14 protein-coding genes and 1 pseudogene are annotated in these 15,206 nt (G+C 66.6%); 12 read left to right on the top strand and 3 right to left on the bottom strand.

Going from position 1 to position 15,206, the window contains the following annotated elements:
• Nucleotides 1-90: 90 nt before the first annotated feature.
• Genes ACSHXC_RS40635 through ACSHXC_RS40625 form a run of 3 tightly spaced genes read left to right on the top strand, consistent with a single transcriptional unit; the run spans nucleotide 91 to nucleotide 2,533 of the window.
• Nucleotides 91-1,446 (top strand): DDE-type integrase/transposase/recombinase, encoded by a 1,356-nt coding sequence (locus ACSHXC_RS40635; RefSeq protein WP_438297141.1) that lies wholly within the window; start codon nucleotides 91-93, stop codon nucleotides 1,444-1,446.
• Entirely contained in the window at nucleotides 1,443-1,721 is a 279-nt protein-coding gene (locus ACSHXC_RS40630) for a hypothetical protein (RefSeq protein ID WP_438297140.1), read from the top strand. The genes ACSHXC_RS40635 and ACSHXC_RS40630 overlap by 4 nt, the downstream gene beginning before the upstream one ends.
• The gene (locus ACSHXC_RS40625; protein WP_438297139.1) at nucleotides 1,718-2,533 is read left to right on the top strand and encodes an ExeA family protein; all 816 of its coding nucleotides are present in this window, start codon (nucleotides 1,718-1,720) and stop codon (nucleotides 2,531-2,533) included. The genes ACSHXC_RS40630 and ACSHXC_RS40625 overlap by 4 nt, the downstream gene beginning before the upstream one ends.
• Before the next feature lie 377 nt (nucleotides 2,534-2,910).
• Here ACSHXC_RS40625 and ACSHXC_RS40620 read toward each other — a convergent pair whose 3' ends face one another.
• Nucleotides 2,911-3,201, bottom strand: a complete 291-nt coding sequence (locus ACSHXC_RS40620; RefSeq protein ID WP_438297660.1) for a hypothetical protein — start codon at nucleotides 3,199-3,201, stop codon at nucleotides 2,911-2,913.
• A 136-nt stretch (nucleotides 3,202-3,337) separates the two neighbouring features.
• A pseudogene (locus ACSHXC_RS40615) lies at nucleotides 3,338-3,733 on the bottom strand (DUF4277 domain-containing protein); the annotation flags it as partial.
• Nucleotides 3,734-3,851: 118 nt separating this feature from the next.
• Here ACSHXC_RS40615 and ACSHXC_RS40610 point away from each other — a divergent pair.
• From ACSHXC_RS40610 to ACSHXC_RS40600, 3 genes are read left to right on the top strand one after another with little or no spacing between them, the layout of a single operon-like run.
• Nucleotides 3,852-5,483 carry a sensor histidine kinase gene (locus ACSHXC_RS40610; RefSeq protein ID WP_438297138.1) on the top strand — a complete coding sequence of 544 codons (1,632 nt, stop codon included), beginning with the start codon at nucleotides 3,852-3,854 and terminating at the stop codon, nucleotides 5,481-5,483.
• On the top strand, nucleotides 5,474-6,160 hold the full coding sequence (locus ACSHXC_RS40605) for a response regulator transcription factor (protein ID WP_438297137.1): 687 nt from the start codon (nucleotides 5,474-5,476) through the stop codon (nucleotides 6,158-6,160). Before ACSHXC_RS40610 ends, ACSHXC_RS40605 begins: the two co-directional genes overlap by 10 nt.
• Nucleotides 6,161-6,189: 29 nt before the next feature.
• Nucleotides 6,190-7,242, top strand: coding sequence for an SGNH/GDSL hydrolase family protein (locus ACSHXC_RS40600; protein WP_438297136.1), 1,053 nt, complete (start codon nucleotides 6,190-6,192; stop codon nucleotides 7,240-7,242).
• Between the two features lie 155 nt (nucleotides 7,243-7,397).
• Here ACSHXC_RS40600 and ACSHXC_RS40595 read toward each other — a convergent pair whose 3' ends face one another.
• Entirely contained in the window at nucleotides 7,398-8,516 is a 1,119-nt protein-coding gene (locus tag ACSHXC_RS40595) for a pentapeptide repeat-containing protein (RefSeq protein ID WP_438289511.1), read from the bottom strand.
• A gap of 323 nt (nucleotides 8,517-8,839) precedes the next feature.
• On the opposite strand from ACSHXC_RS40595, the gene ACSHXC_RS40590 reads away from it, so the two are divergent.
• The 6 genes from ACSHXC_RS40590 to ACSHXC_RS40565 all read left to right on the top strand — a co-directional run bounded on the left by ACSHXC_RS40590 (nucleotide 8,840) and on the right by ACSHXC_RS40565 (nucleotide 15,063).
• Complete coding sequence (locus ACSHXC_RS40590) at nucleotides 8,840-10,588, top strand: transposase (RefSeq protein WP_438289510.1); 1,749 nt, start codon at nucleotides 8,840-8,842, stop codon at nucleotides 10,586-10,588.
• On the top strand, nucleotides 10,585-11,370 hold the full coding sequence (locus ACSHXC_RS40585) for an AAA family ATPase (RefSeq protein ID WP_438289509.1): 786 nt from the start codon (nucleotides 10,585-10,587) through the stop codon (nucleotides 11,368-11,370). The genes ACSHXC_RS40590 and ACSHXC_RS40585 overlap by 4 nt, the downstream gene beginning before the upstream one ends.
• Nucleotides 11,367-12,386, top strand: coding sequence for a hypothetical protein (locus ACSHXC_RS40580; RefSeq protein ID WP_438289508.1), 1,020 nt, complete (start codon nucleotides 11,367-11,369; stop codon nucleotides 12,384-12,386). The genes ACSHXC_RS40585 and ACSHXC_RS40580 overlap by 4 nt, the downstream gene beginning before the upstream one ends.
• A 981-nt stretch (nucleotides 12,387-13,367) precedes the next feature.
• Complete coding sequence (locus ACSHXC_RS40575; protein WP_438289507.1) at nucleotides 13,368-13,706, top strand: hypothetical protein; 339 nt, start codon at nucleotides 13,368-13,370, stop codon at nucleotides 13,704-13,706.
• Between the two features lies 1 nt (nucleotide 13,707).
• Nucleotides 13,708-14,394 (top strand): helix-turn-helix domain-containing protein, encoded by a 687-nt coding sequence (locus ACSHXC_RS40570; RefSeq protein WP_438289506.1) that lies wholly within the window; start codon nucleotides 13,708-13,710, stop codon nucleotides 14,392-14,394.
• Between the two features lie 237 nt (nucleotides 14,395-14,631).
• Nucleotides 14,632-15,063: a hypothetical protein gene (locus ACSHXC_RS40565; protein ID WP_438296357.1), complete on the top strand. Its 432-nt coding sequence runs from the start codon at nucleotides 14,632-14,634 to the stop codon at nucleotides 15,061-15,063.
• Nucleotides 15,064-15,206: the final 143 nt, after the last annotated feature.

Below are 15,206 nucleotides of genomic sequence, written 5' to 3'. Positions count from 1 at the left end.
CCTGGGCGGCGATCGGAGGCGCCGGGAGTCTTGATGGTGTCCGTCCGCGACCGGGGCGGACGATGATCGAGATGCGAGGAGAGTCCGCGCATGGCATCGAGCGAGGACGAGGACCGCCGCCGGGCGGAGAAGGCCCGGCAGGTCGGTCTGTTCCGCTATTCCCTGATCCAGGACCTGCTGGACGCGAACCTGACGACCCGTGAACGCGGCCGTCTGGCACGGGAAATGGCGGAGAAGGAACACACCGATCCGTTCGGCCGGCAGGTGAAGGTGTCGCGGGGCACGATCGACCGGTGGACGCGGGACTACCGCGGCGGCGGGTTCGCCGCGCTGGTGCCCGAGCCGCGCAAGGCGGTCCCGAGGACGCCGCCGGAGGTGCTGGAGCTGGCGGCCGCGCTGAAGCGGGAGAACCCTGGCCGGACGGCCGCGCAGATCCAGCGGATCCTGCGGACCACGCAGGGCTGGTCGCCGACCGAGCGCACGCTCCAGCGGCACTTCGTCAACGCCGGGCTGACCGGCACCGGCGGCGGGACGGGCATGTTCGGCCGGTTCGAGGCAACCCGCGGCAACGAGTTGTGGACGGGGGATGCCCTGCACGGGCCGAGGATCGGCGGCCGCAAGACGTACTTGTTCGCGTTCATCGACGACCATTCCCGGGCCATCGTGGGGCACCGGTTCGGGTTCGCCGAGGACACCGTCCGCCTCGCCGCCGCGCTGCGGCCGGCGCTGTCGGCCCGCGGGGTCCCGGAGTCGATCTATGTCGACAACGGGTCCGCGTTCGTGGACACGTGGTTGCTGCGGGCCTGCGCGTCGTTGGCGATCCGGCTGACCCATTCCCGCCCGGGACGGCCGCAGGGCCGGGGCAAAATCGAACGCTTCTTTCGGACCGTGAGGGATCAGTTCCTCGTCGAACTCGACGAGGAACGTGTCGGCCAGATCGAGCATCTCACCGAGCTGAACAGGCTGTTCACCGCCTGGGTGGAGACGGTCTATCACCGCGCGGTGCACTCGGAGACCGGACAGCCGCCGATCGAACGCTGGCTTTCTTCGATTCCCAAACCGCTGCCGCTGCCGTCCACGGCGGACCTGCGGGAGGCGTTCTTGTGGTCGGAGCTGCGGACGGTGACGAAGACCGCGACGGTCAGCCTGCACGGCAACTCCTACGGAGTCGACCCGTCGCTGGCCGGGATGAGGATCGAGCTCGTCTTCGACCCGTTCGACCTGACCGACATCGAGGTGAGGGCCTCCGGCAAGACGGTGGACAAGGCCCTCCCGCACCACGTCGGCCGCCATGCCCACCCCAAGGCGAGCCCGGAGACCCCGGCCGAGCCGGCGCCGCCGACCGGGATCGACTACCTCAAGATCCTCGACGAGGCCCACACCGCGAACACCGCGAAGGGCATCAACTACTCCTCCCTGATGGACGATTCGCGGGGCCGGCAGTGAAGCCGACGCGGGCCGAGGAGTTGTACTTCGACCCCGAGCCCGACCTGTTCATGCTCACGCCCCGCGAACTGGCCAACCGGGCCCTTCACCTGGCGGAGGCCTGCTGCCGCCGGGCCGAACAGGACGCCGGCCCCCTCGACGCCCCTGCCGTCCGCACCGCGTTCCGCGCGGTCCGTCTCGCCGTCCGGCTCGCGGCACGGGCCTCAGCCGACGAATCGGCCGAACTCGCCGCCGTTCAGGCCCAGTTCTGCCCCTGCCCCAGGAGGATTCCTTGATCGACCGCGTCCAGGGCTACTACGGATTCACCCGTGTTCCCTTCGGCAGGGACCTGGCCCCCTCGATGCTCCACCAGCACAACTCCCACCGCGAGGCTGCGGCCCGCATCGCCTGGTGCATCAACAACAAGGCGATCGGCGTGGTCACCGGCGAGGTCGGCGCGGGCAAGACCGTCGCCCTCAAGGGCGCCGTCGCCTCGCTCGATCCGGCCCGCTTCACCGTGATCTACCAGCCCAACCCGGAGGTCGGCATGCGCGGCCTCTATGACCGCATCGTCACCAGCCTGGGCGGCACCCCGAAATACCAGTCCGCCGCTCTCGCAGCTCAGGCGTCCGCCGCGCTGGCCGCCGAGGTCGACGAGCGGGGCCGCACCCCCGCGGTCGTGATCGACGAGTCGCACCTGCTGGACCACCAGGAGCTCGACGCGATCCGCATGCTCACCAACTACGACATGGACTCCACGACGCCGTTCGCGGTGTTGCTGATCGGCCAGCCCACCCTGCGCAAACGGATGAAACACGGCGTCCTCGCCGCCCTGGACCAGCGGATCTCGATCAGCTACCAGATGCCCACCATGACGAAGGAGGAGACCGCCAGCTACATCAAGCACCATCTGACGATCGCCGGCCGGTCGGACCCGCTGTTCTCCGACGACGCCGTCGACCTGATCCACCTCACCAGCCGTGGCCTGCCCCGCTCGGTCAACAACATCGCCCTGCAGTCCCTCATCGCCGCGTTCGCCGACGAGAAGAGCATCGTCGACGAGTCCTCCACCCGCCTCGCCATCACGGAGACACACGCGACAGAGTGACCACGAAAGCGACACCGTGACCACGAAGACCCCGGCAGCCTGACGGCCGCCGGGGTCGCTTCACACCACTCCGTCAACAACCAGCACGTCGCCTTCATGCACATCTTCAGCGTCGCTCACCATCCGACGAGCGAGGCCCGTGTCTGCTGCCAACTATCGGTGGCGATCGCCCCCACCAGAGCGGTCGCGGCCGCCAGCGTGACCGGATCCATGACGCCCTCCTCCACTGTTGTTCCACTGTCGCCAGTCGACTAGCGACCAGCCTGGCGCCCTCTGTTTAGACCCCGCCATAGGCCGAAAGGTCTCGAACACACCCCGAACGCCGTGCTCCTGACGCTCTAGACCCACGTTTCGCATATGGGGTTTGAGGTGTCGAGTCAGTGGGGCGGGTTCCGTCGATGCCGAGGAGTGGCGCGTGTGATCACGATGATGGTCGGTGGGTCGGTGGCTGTGCCGGCCCGGATCCTGAAGTGGACGAGGTGGTAGAGGAACATGCGTCCGGTCGGGCGGAGTGACCGGTCGTTGGGGTAGAGCCCTCGTATGGTCTGGTCGCTGCCCATGGCCTGGCGGACCTGGCGTTCGATGAGGCAGACCATCAGCAGGGCCAGGCAAATCACGGTGATCAGGGCGGCGATGTGCCGGTTGTGGTGCAAGAGGATCGGGTCCACGACGGGCGGGCCCTTGAAGCCGCTGTAGCGGCGCTCGACCGCCGGCTGGCCCTTGTAGCGGATGAGGGCCTCGGCGGCCAGGGCCTCTTGGTTGTAGTGCCAAGTCAGAGTGAGCCATCCGGCCGCGGGCCCAGTCGTCGACCCGTACCAGCGGGGCGGGCGCGGACAGCCGGTTGGTGATCAGGACCTCGACGACCTGCCCGTGCGTCAGGTGTGCGACGTCGCGCACCGGGCACAACTCGTCGATGATCTGGGCCACGTCCAGCTGACGCAGAAAATCGGCAGAGGCAGGCAGAGCGAGCAGACGCTTCTGCACCACCGGTGCGCAAAGCCTGCCCTGTTGAGGTCCACCGGCGCAGGTACTAGGTGCGGTCGGCCTGCAAGTGTTGAGTCGGCTGGGGCCGGGGTCTGTTGGGCGCCGTTGGGCTCTTCGGGGTTTACCAAGCTTGCTTGGTATCGGGTTTGTCTTGATGGCGCTGTCATGGGAACAGCGCACTGCCGCACGGCGTGTACCAAGGCAAGGGGGAGCCATGGCTGTTGGAGTATCCGTGTGGGCAGCGGCTCACTGGCGGCCTGCGGACAGGAGCCCGGCACCGTTTGTGGCTCCTGGCTCTCCGATGCGGTCTCCGGTGCGGGTGGTCTTGTTTGTCGTGACAGTTGTTGTGGGGGCTGTCGCGGAGAACTCGCTGTGGGAGCGCCATCCGCTGCTGACTGTGGTGAACCTGTTGTTCACGACAGGCATGATCGGCGCCGGGTTCCTGGTCTCGGAATTACGTGATCAGCGGGGCACGGGCAGGCTGCTCGTTTTGTCCGGGCTCACACTTCCGCTGGGATATTCCAATCAGTGGCCATACGGCCCGTGGCCGCTGTACTCGGCAGTGTTCGGCTACGCAACCAACATCTTCGCCGCGTGGGCGCTGCTGCGTTATCCGGAACAGCGCCTGACCGGCTGGCGCCGACAGTACATGGTGACGCTCACCTGCTGGCTGACACTCGTGCCGCTGCTGATGGCCTTCTTCTCGAAGCCACAGTGGCTGCTCCATGGCACGGTTGCCTCCGGGTGGTGGCCACCAGGGTGGCCCAACCGCCGCGTGTTCGATGATCTGTTCCTCTCCTTCACCGTGGGGTGTGGCGTCCTTGCGGCAGCAGGCCTGCTGCTCCTCGTACGCAGGCTCGCCGGCGGGAGCCGGCGCGAGCGAGCGGTCCGCCTGCCGGTCGTCGCGTCCGGCATCATCGCCGCGCTGGCATCAGTGACGGTGGTGACCTGCACAGCGGTGTTCGGCGACAGCGACGAAGTGCTCGCCCTGGAAGGGATGGCGGACCTCAGCATCCCCGTCGCTTTCCTGGTGTCCCTCGGCCAGCAACGGCTACTGCACTTGTCCGGCCTGGTATCCGGATTCGACGGCACAGCATCCACCGCCTACTTGCTGCGCGACGTTCTTCGACTGACCCTGCGAGACGAGGACCTCGACCTGCTGATCTGGTCGGAGCCCGACCGGCGCTACCTGAACGTCCACGGAAGCGCGGCCGAAGCACCCCCAGGACCGCGGGACGACCGGACCGTGAAAGTCGTGACGGGGCAGAACGGAAGGCCACTGGCGCTGCTGTCGACTTCCGCCTCGACGACTGACGACCAGGGCCTGACCGAAGCCGCGGTCGTCATGATCCGGCTGACCCTGGAGAAGTTCCAGCTCTCGCGGAGACTTCTCGTCGCCGACTACGAAGCCCGCCAGAACATCGTCTCCAATCTCCACGACGGCGCACAGAAAGAACTGTGCGGACTCCTCGCGACGCTGTCCCAGTTACGCCAAGCCGACGGCCCCCGGTTCGAAGAACTCCTCGAAGAAGCCGGCTCACGCGCCGCCGACGCCGTAAAAAGCCTTCGCGACCTGGCTCACGGGGTCTATCCCCAGACCCTCAACCACGCCGGACTCGCCCCAGCCGTCCAAGAAGCCTCCGACCAGCTCGACATGCTCGTACGCACCCGCATCCCCTCCGAACGCCTGCCCACAGCCGTGGAGAAATGCGCCTACTTCTTCATCTGCGAAGCCCTCACCAACACCAGCAAATACGCCCACGCAGAACAAATCGAAGTCACAGTCAGCCGCAACAGCGACTGCATCACCGTCGTCGTCCACGACGACGGCATCGGCGGCGCCAACCAGCACGGGCCGGGCCTGGCACGCCTACGCGACCGCATCGAAGCCCACGGCGGACACCTAAACGTGGACAGCCCCACAGGCCACGGCACACAACTCACTGCGAGGATTCCATGCGTGTGATCATCGCCGACGACGCGCCCCTGCTACGCGACACCTACCGAGCCGGCCTGAGCGCCCTGGACGTAGAGGTAGTGGCCGAAGCCGCCACAGCGGACGAGATCCCCGTGCAAGTACGCCGCCACCACCCCGACGCCGTCCTCCTCGACATCAGCTTCGGAGGCTTCCGCGGTCACGGCCAGGACGAAGCCGGCCTCCAAGCCGCCGAAGACCTCCGCACTCACTACCCCCACCTGGGAATCGTGATCTTCTCCGTCTACATGACACCCGCCTACCTGGAACGCGTCAGCGCGATCGGCAACGGCAAATACATCGGCTACATGGGCAAGGACCGCATCAGCGACCTAGGAACCGTGGTCGAAGCACTGACCAGAGTCACCGCGGGGGAGGCCTACTACGACCCGGCACTCACCCGGGAAATGCTCAACACCCGAAGAGTGCGATCTCCCGTGCGGTCGCTCAGCACACGCCAGCGACAAGCACTGGAACTCCTCGCGCAAGGCCACAGCAACCAGTCGATCGCCCGCGAGATGGGCGTGGCCGTCCCCACCGTCGAGGCAACCCTCAACGCCGTCTTCAAAAGACTCGGCATCGCCGAATCACCCGACATCCACAAACGCGTAACAGCCGTCCTGGCATGGTGGCGCAGCTGCGGCTCCCTCCCACCCGACCAACCCTGACACCACACCCACAGAAGGAACACACCAGCATGCACAACCAGCCCAACAAAACGACCACAAGGAAGCCACGACTCGCCCTCGCAATCGGCCTGGCCATCCTCTCCCCGCTGCTCACCGCCCCAGCCGGCTCCACCGCTGCGGTGGCCGACGATAGCGGTACCTACGTGGCCCTTGGTGATTCGTTCTCTTCCGGGGAGGGAAACCCGCCCTACGACGCGGGTACCGACAGGCGGGGCGACAAGTGCCACCGATCGCCGCGAGCGTATCCCCACCTGCTCAATTCTCCCCGCTGGCCCTTGGGAACAGAATCCTTCGACGCATGCAGTGGCGCCGATACCACCGCTATATTCTCCGGAAGCCCCGGCAACCACGAGGGATCACAGTTCGACCGACTGAACGCGGCCACAACAATCGTGACACTCACCGCTGGAGGGAACAACGCCGACTTCGCCAACACGCTCAGGCAATGCGTCTACGGACCGATCGTGCCCGGAGGCAGCGCCAACTGTCCGCAAAACCTGGTCGCGAACCCAGCAGGCGGAGCCCGGATCACCCTGCACGACCGAGAGCAGACCCTCATCGACGGTCTTGCCGAGGATTCCCCCCGTGGCCCCAGCCTGCACACCCTCTACCAAGCCATCCACGACCGCGCCCCCCACGCCAGGATCTACGTCCTGCTGTACCCCCACCTCTTCAACCTCACCCCGGGCAAAGCCCGCTGCGACCTCTACGGCACGGCGAAGATGCACGCCTTCATCAGCCAGACGAACATCAACTGGCTGAACCAGACGGTCGACACGGCCGACAAGAAGATCGAGGATGAGGTCGCGGCAGTCCGACAGACTGGCGTGAACATCGAAGCGGTTGATCCACGCCCCTTGTTCGATAACCCAAGTACCACCGGCGGTCAGGGTCATGGAGTCTGCAGCACTCACGGCGTGTGGTTCAACGGCCTGCACATCAAGGGATTTGATTCCGCCCCAGAGTCGTTCCACCCCAACAAGCAGGGGCAGCAAGCTTTTGCTGACGCGCTGCAACTTGCCGCACTTGTGAAGTTGTTGGTGGGTGTCGCGGTGGGGTGATGGGGGCGTTTTTCTGTCACCGGGGTTGAGCAGCTCGTTTCGGTTTGTTGATCTAGTGAGTGTCTGTTCGGCGTGGCTCTGGTGGTGACGTGTCGTGTTGTTTCCCGTGACAGCGGGATGCGGTTTCCTGAGCGTTGATAGCTGGTAGGGGTGGGTCAGTTTGGGCCCGACTCGCCCATGATGCGTGCCCTGGTGCACTTGTTGATGTGGGCTTCCATTCCTTCAGCCTGGCGGTGGGCATTGCTGAGCTTGGTGTCGTCGGTGACCGAGGCGGTGAGGAGTTGTTCGACGTCGACGACGGTGATTTTCCCTCCGGTGGAGGTGTCGACGAGCTGTGCCTCGTGGAGGCTGGCGCCGTGTAGGTTCCCGGCCGTCAGGTGTGCGCCTCGGAGGTCTGCCTTGTGCATCAGCGCGTCGCGCAGGTCGGCGCCCAGTGCGTCCGCGTCCCGCATGTCTGCTTCGGAGAGCTGAGTTCCGCGCAGGTTGACGTTGTTGGCTTGGATGTGGCGCAGCGAGGCTCTGTAGAAGCTGCTGCCTGCGAGGTTGGCACCGGTGAGCTCGGCGCCGTCCAGGTTGCATCCGACGAAGAGTGTCCGTGGCAGACGGGCGTGGTGGAGATTGACGCAGGGGAGGTCGGTGTTGCTCAGGTCGATTTCTGATTCTGCGGCACGTTCAGGGCGCCGTCCGAGGACAGTCAGCGCGGCCCGTATGTCGTCGGAGGGCGGGTTTGGTTTGCTGCCGATGACCTGAGCACGGGAGCGGTCTCTTTTCGCGTATTCGCGTATGTAAGCGGCGAGGAGCTGGACTACGGTGTCGTGGTCTTTGGCTGAGTCCCGCATGATGCGTTCCAGGGCGTAGATTCCGCCCAGGCGCTCGGTGCGGTCTGTGTGAGCGAGGAGACTGACAGCCTTGATGTAGTAGTCCGTCAACTGGGCTTCGAGCGTGAGCTCCAACTGCCGTCGGTCTTTCTGTCGGTTGTGCTCCAGCGTCTGCTGGGTGATCTTTAGGTTCCGCTGCTGGAAGATCAGGCCGATCGCTCCGGCTGAGGCGACAGCGAGGGCGGCAAGGCCGGTGCGGAAGCCGGATACCACGGTGGCTTTCGGGCCTGGGTCATGGAGCCGCCCGAGTTCCACCCGGTCAAGGAACCACGGCGCGCGCCACATCACGGTGAGGACCAAGCCGAAGGCGACCACGATCGTCACGGCGATGACGGTCCATTGACGCCATGAATGCTGGTGGTCTGGGAGCGAAGGAATCTGGTCTGGATCGGGCATGAGAGCTCCGGGGAGGTCGGGCCGAGAGCGATGACCCTAGCCGCCGCCGTGCGTTCTGGGGCGTGATTCTGGTGTTGACGTTGCTTGCTGTCCGCCGACAGCCGACAGAGAAACATGGCTACCTGAGCGAGAGCAGAGGTTGAAGGCCGGAATCGGCTCGCAGCCGCACCAGTTGGGCTTGTACCACTCCCGTAGATCGGTGGCAGCTGTATGCGGTTTGCGGTGTGAGGTTTGCGCGGTTGGCGGTGTCATGGATGGTGTCGGCCTGCCGGTTCTGACGGTGAGGTGCTGCCGGGCGGGTGGACCCGAGGTGGTGATAGTCCATGGCCCAGGTGCCGGACATGGTGGGTGGTGGTGTGGTGCCGCCTGCGTTGGGGCGTGAGCAGGCTGTCGGGCGTCTGCTGGCGCTGGACGGGCGTGGGGAGCTGACGACGGCGCATGTCCGTCTGGCCGCGACGAGTGTGGGGGTGTCGCTGCGGACGGTGTGGCGGTGGCTGCAGGTGGCGCGTGTCGAGGGCCGGGTGGCGCGGAAACGGCGTGGTCGTTTCACGATCACGCCTGAGTTGCATGCCCGGTTGGCGTTGTGGGGTGGGAACGCGGCTGCGGTCCACCGGGAGTTGCTGGCCGAGTCCCGGGCGGTCTCGCCAGATGGCGCCGCGTACGGCGGTGATGGGGGAGAGGCAGGCCTGGGCAAGGGGGTGGGACCGTGCTCCGCGCCGTGTGTACCGGTGCCGTCGTTGGCGACGTTGCAGCGGGCGGTGGTGCGGGATCTGAGTGTGGGGCAGCGTGCGGCTCTTGTGGGCGGGGAGCGGGCGCGGCGTCTGCACGATGTGCATCTGCGGCGGCCGCGGGAGTGGCGGAATACGTGTTGGGAGGCTGATCACAAGCATCTGCCGGTCGAGGTGGTCCTGGACGGGGTGTTGGTGTGTCCGTGGGTGACGTGGTTCATCGACTGCGCGACGAACGCGGTCACGGGGGCTGCGGTGACGCCGCATCAGCCGTCGCGGGACGCGATCCTGGCTGCCTTGCGGATCGCGTTGTCGCGGGGCGGGGCGTACGGGCCGATCGGGGGACTGCCGGGACTGGTGAGGATCGACCAGGGCGCGGATTTCCTGTCGGACACGGTCGGGTCGGCCCTGGGCGCGTTCGCCGTGCCGGTGCAGCGGCTCCCGCCGTACCGGCCGGAGTTGAAGGGCACGGTGGAGAACCTGAACCGGTGTGTGGTGCGGATGTTCTGTGCTGCGCTGCCGCGTTACCGGCACGCTCCGAGTGCGACGCCCAGGCCGCGGCGGGCGGACCGTGATGGGGGTGAGGCGCTGCCGTTCACGGTGTTCGTCGAGTTGCTCCTGGACTGGGTGCATCAGTGGAACACCGCTCACATATCCCAGCCGTTGGGCGGCCGTACGCCGCTTCAGGCGTGGCAGGACGATCCGACGCCCGTCGAGGACGTGGATGCGGGGTTGTTGTGGGCGTTCACGCTGGAGGATGACGGCCGGGTGCGCACGCTCACCGCGAGCGGGGTGCGCTGGCGTAACCGGTATTACGTGGGGGAGTGGATGCACGGGCTGGGCCGCCTGCGGGTGCGGGTGCGGTTCGTTCCGCACCACGACCACGAGATCGAGGTGTTCGACGCCGCTACGGGCACGCATCTGGGGCCGGCGTTCCTGGCGGATGCCGCGACCCATGAGCAGCGCCTGGCGCTGCGCCGGGCCAAGGACGCGGAGCGGCGCCGTCTGGTGAAGGCGCTGGCGGCGGCGGACCACATGCGTTACCGGCGCTACGAGGCGGTCACCGAGCCGGTCGTACCGAAGCAGCTGGGCGCGCTGACCGAGGCCGAGGCACACGAGCGGCTGTCGCGTGCGGCAGAGACAGACCTGACTGCCAAGACGTTGCCGGACCTGATTCCGCCGAGCGCGCCGCCTGATACCTGGGCCCGCCCTGTGAACCGGCCCTCCCACAGCCGACCAACGGCCACGGCTGCCGACTCCGCTGGTCCTGCCGAGCCTGGCGAAGGCAGGGGACCCGTTGCAGCGCCCGCTCCTCCTCCTGACCTCCCGCAGGGGGAGCGGTGAGCGCGGCTGTGCGCCGGGGCCTGCTGCCGTCGGTGCGCGACGACCACTACATGCGGCTGCCCGACGCCCAGGTCGTAGCGACCAAGGCACTGCTCGCCGTGCGGGAGAACGTCCGGGCCGCGATCACGGCGAGAGCGATGATGTGTGTCCACGGCAACACCGGGCATGGCAAGTCGCTGGCAGTCAACGCCTCCCTGCGCGACCTCGCTCCCGAACAGACCTACCGGATCCAGTTCCGCGCCCGCCCCACCACCCGCGACCTGCGCCATGAACTCTTCTACGCACTGCGCCTGCCCGGCCGGCCGCCGCAGCGCCCGATCGAGTTCGACCGGACGCTGCGCGGGGCGCTGGCAGAGGAGTTCCGGGTGGTCGTGTGCGACGAAGCCCAGTGGCTTTCCAAGCACTGTTTCGAATACCTGCGCTACCTCTGGGATGACGTGGACACCGATATGGCCATTGTCTTCACCGGCGGAAACGGCTGTTTCGAGGTCCTGCAGAGCGAGCCGATGCTGGAATCCAGGATTTACGTCTGGCAGGAAATCCCGCGGATGTCCCTGGCGGAAGTCCGGTCGGTGATCCCCGCGTTCCACCCCTTATGGGCCACGGCTCCGGCCGAGCTGATCGCCATGGCGGACACCGAGGCGGCGCACGGCAACTTCCGGGCCTGGGCAAAGATCACCCACATCATGCTCCAGGGCCTGCGCGACACCGACAACAAGGTGGTCGACGAACAGCTCCTGCGCTGGGCCTACAGCAAACTCAAGCACAGGCGCGCCCCGTGATCCTCCTCGACCGCACCCCGGAACCGGTCACCGTGATCGTGGACCGCCGCGACGACCAGGCCTTCACCGCAGCCCTGCTCGCCTCCCACCACCTCGCCCAGGGCCGCATCACCGTGCATCCGCCACCCCCCAGGCCCAGCCCCACCGACCTGGCCTACGAAATCCTCGAGGCCCTCGGCAAGCCTGTCGTCCCCCTGAACAGACAGCGTTGGGGCGCAGCCCCGCCCTGGGCCGTGTCGGCCGCCTGGATCGCAGGACTGCCCGTCACCCGCCTGACCGTCCTGCGTGCCCACCTCCTGCCGCTCCCGGCATGGAAGTACCTGCTCCGGCTGCGCGAGGCCACCGCCGTGCCGCTGACGGTCGTCTTCCACGGCCCACAGCCATACGCCGCTCCCCGAGTCTTCGACGACGTACCGCACGCCCTCATCGACGACCTGGAAACGGTACGTCTGCTCCACCCGCCGGCTCCGCCCGTCCCACCGATCCGCTACCGCACGCCCGGCCGGTGGATCACTCTCCCGGCCCTGGACCGCCTTCCCCACGGCGGCTACTTCCCCGACTGCACCTGCCGTCATCCACCGCCGGCCGTGATCTCCCACGTCGCCCGCCTGAAACCGTTGACTCCCGCCGTACTGAGGGAAATCAGCCACCGGCTGGCAACTCGTACCGCGCACCCCTACCTGGCCGGAGCACTGGCCACTGCCGTCTTCACCGCAGCCGCCGAGTCCCAACTCGCCACCGTCCGCCTCCACGACTACGACCCCGACCGCTCCGAACTCACCCTCCACGACCCCAACCGGGTCACCCACCAAAGGCGTTGCGCAACCCACACCGTTCCACCCTGGGCCCGCCCCCTCATCACCGCCACAGCACACCTCGCCCTGGCCGCTGCGCCCCGCGCGGGCGCGGGGAGACTGCGGCTCTTCCACCCGCCGGCGTTCGCCACCACACCCCTGACCGAGTTCGCCGAACAGTGCCGACTCCGCCCGCCTCACCCCTGGTTCATCCAGCCGTGAGTGCGCACAAGGACCTGACCGGCGTGATCAGGGCTACCGCCCCCATGCGCGGGGCCGGCTTCCCCGCGGAGCTCGCCGTCCGCCTCCAGAGCCCCACGCCCTGACCGCCGGAGGAACACCTCGGTTTCAAGATCCTGTCCGCGCGCACTGGGTGAGACCCCATCCCATCGAGAGGCATGGTGGGGAGGTCAGGCATCCCCTTCTACCCGACTCTCTGCGCCCAATGATCAAGAAGGGTGGGGGCGTGGTCTGCGGGGCGGACAGGGGGCGGGGGTTCGAGTGGCGCGGCGGCCCAGGGCGTCGCGCTGAACGGCCCGAACCTGACCGAGGATGCAGCGAAGCCGATGCCTGGCCATAAGGGCCGGGGATCGGCTTCACTTGAGCAGGCGCGCCAACGCCTGGCTCGGTTTCCCTGCGCGCCGGTTGGAGCCAGTAGCAATCAGGGCGGCTACCGCGGGAGCTACAGGCCGCGTGCCGTGATGACTATGGTGGACCACCATCTCCAAGATCATTTCTCGGTAACCGGCACAATACTGAATCAATGCAGGTCGGAGTCATGCGCGACGGCGGTTACGGAACGTAAGTGTCGGTGCAATATCACTACGTCAACCATCCCCTGGAAGCCCAAAAAGATGCCTTGACCTGCGGTTTTCCAGTGCTGAGCCGCTGTCAGTGGCGCGTGGTAGAGCCTCCTACGAGGCCCTGACCTGCGTCTTTGTTGGTCAACATCGGGACAGACGGTCTTAGCCCTCGACGACGACGTGTACCCGGTGTTCGGAGAGAACGAGTTGGGGCGGTCCTGAGCCAACGGTTTGCTGGAGTGTCGTCTATGGCTTACGGGCTGCCACTCTGTTCGGAACAGGGTCCCCTCTTTGCGTGGAGCGCCAACTCCCTTGAACACAACGGGTGGACCGAAGGTTGGAGCCGAGTAGTACCGTCCGGCGATCTCAAGATCGCCGGACGGTGAAGAGGGAGCGCTACATGGGCGACATGCCCGCTGCCGCAGCAATCGCTGTGGCCACCACACCCGCGTCCAGCATCAACGCCATCACCAGGAGCGCCGCTGAGGCGCCCTCCACGCCCGACATGCCTGCGCACGCCCGCTTCGGGATGCCACACGCCCTGGTCATCATCGCGTGCATCGTCACCGCGGCCGTCCTCACCCAGGTGGGAATGAACGTCGCGAACGCCCTGGAGCTCCTCGCGGGGGCGGGAGGCATCGGCGCCATGATCGTGCTCCTGGTGGTCACCGGCGGAGGCCGCGCCCGCCGTCGCCTCGACCGCCTCGCGCAGGCCTACCGCGCCAGTGCGGAGAACTGACGTGTCCGCCGCAGGGAGGCCCGAAAAGCCCGTCGATCAAACCGTCCCCGCACGCGCGAAGCTCGCGAGCTTCCTGCGCGCCCGCAAGACCGAAGCCGGACTGACCTACCAGCAGATGGCCGACTCCGAGGAAAGCAAGTTCTCGAAGGCCACCTTCGAACGCGCGGCCTCCGGCACGATTCTCCCCTCCTGGAGCACCGTCGAGGCCTTCGTCACCATCGCCACGAACGAAGACTTCACAGACACGCTCGACACCGCTCTGCGCCACAGCCGGAAACTGCTGATCCTCGCGCGCCGCGCGGTACGAGCCCCCTACTACCTGCACAAGGCGCCCGATCCCACTCTGATCGGCGGGAAGGGACATCTTCTTCAGACCCTCCGCGATCAGCACGTGTGGGCCGGCTGCCCCACGCCGGGAGAGATGGAGCGCGAGGCAGGACCTGGTGAGCTGCCGAAGAACACGGCCCGCCGCATCATCAACGGCCGCACCCTGCCGGTCACTCCCCGCCAAGCCATCGCGTTCCTCAAGGCCTGCGAAGTCGCGGACGACGACCTGGAGCTATGGGTCAAAGCTGGAGCCGAAGCCCTCACTCGTGATAACGACCCCAAGAGTTACGAGTGGCGGATTGAAGCCGAGTATTGGACTCGAATCTCAACCCAACCGTCAGAGCTGAAATCTGTTGCGTAGTCAGCCAGAGGATTTTGTGGCCCTGAATCCCAGAGGCTCAGGGCCACAAGTCTCAGAAAGCACCGATCTGCGACAGGGGACAGTTGAATGTGTTTCTCTACCTTGCCTGTTTTTCGTGACTATACATGCTGCATCTTCTGCGGTGTAAGGTTCGAATTAGGGGGCCGTGTCTGTTGCCTGCATGCTGATACAGGAAGAGTGGGCGCGTGAGTTCCGGGAAGAAGGTGGATGTCGGCCATGACTGACGAGTGGTATGTCCTCATTGAGGAGGACACCCGGATATCTGAGCGTCCTGACGGTGTGGATCTGAAGTTGCATCGGTGGATGCTGGTGGGTGCTCACCGGATCGGTCGGGATGAGGCGGAGGCGGTTGTGGCGGCTGAGGACGCGGCGCTGCATTACACGCCACGTGTTCTGGCCCGGCATGCGCGGCCGGGGGATGAGCCGGGCCGGCATGTGTTCCTTGCTCAGGACGGTACGTGGGTGGTGCTGGTGAGGCAGCGTCATCGTGAGTGCCACTTCCGGGTGACCACGGCCCGGCTCATGCATGCGCAGGCAGAGAAGGAGGCACCACCGAAAAACCTGAAGGACAAGGTTCGTGGTGCCTTGGAGGGCCCGCCGCCTCTTGTGAAGCCGTGGGCTCCGCCAGGCAAACGAGAACAAGCCTGACCCCGAGCCCCTCTCTTTGTAGCCAGCTGGGCCCGCGGAGCGGGCCTTGGGCTTGGAGGCGGAGCCGGAAAGCCAGCGGGGGAGCGCAGCGAGTCCGCCAGGCCGAGCAGAGCGAGGCCAAGTCCTAAGCGAAGCGCAGGACT

The organism is Streptomyces sp. HUAS TT7 (genome assembly GCF_051550175.1).
Classification (GTDB): domain Bacteria; phylum Actinomycetota; class Actinomycetes; order Streptomycetales; family Streptomycetaceae; genus Streptomyces.
Note: the sequence above shows the minus strand (reverse complement) of the source record. Positions and strands in the feature narration are given on the sequence as shown.

What these genes read in the sequence shown, in the direction of transcription:
- ACSHXC_RS40635 (WP_438297141.1), top strand. Translation starts at nt 91, where the DNA reads ATGGCATCGAGCGAGGACGAGGACCGCCGCCGGGCGGAGAAGGCCCGG.
- ACSHXC_RS40605 (WP_438297137.1), top strand. Translation starts at nt 5,474, where the DNA reads ATGCGTGTGATCATCGCCGACGACGCGCCCCTGCTACGCGACACCTAC.
- ACSHXC_RS40600 (WP_438297136.1), top strand. Translation starts at nt 6,190, where the DNA reads ATGCACAACCAGCCCAACAAAACGACCACAAGGAAGCCACGACTCGCC.
- ACSHXC_RS40595 (WP_438289511.1), bottom strand. Translation starts at nt 8,516, where the DNA reads ATGCCCGATCCAGACCAGATTCCTTCGCTCCCAGACCACCAGCATTCA.
- ACSHXC_RS40590 (WP_438289510.1), top strand. Translation starts at nt 8,840, where the DNA reads ATGGCCCAGGTGCCGGACATGGTGGGTGGTGGTGTGGTGCCGCCTGCG.
- ACSHXC_RS40575 (WP_438289507.1), top strand. Translation starts at nt 13,368, where the DNA reads ATGGGCGACATGCCCGCTGCCGCAGCAATCGCTGTGGCCACCACACCC.
- ACSHXC_RS40565 (WP_438296357.1), top strand. Translation starts at nt 14,632, where the DNA reads ATGACTGACGAGTGGTATGTCCTCATTGAGGAGGACACCCGGATATCT.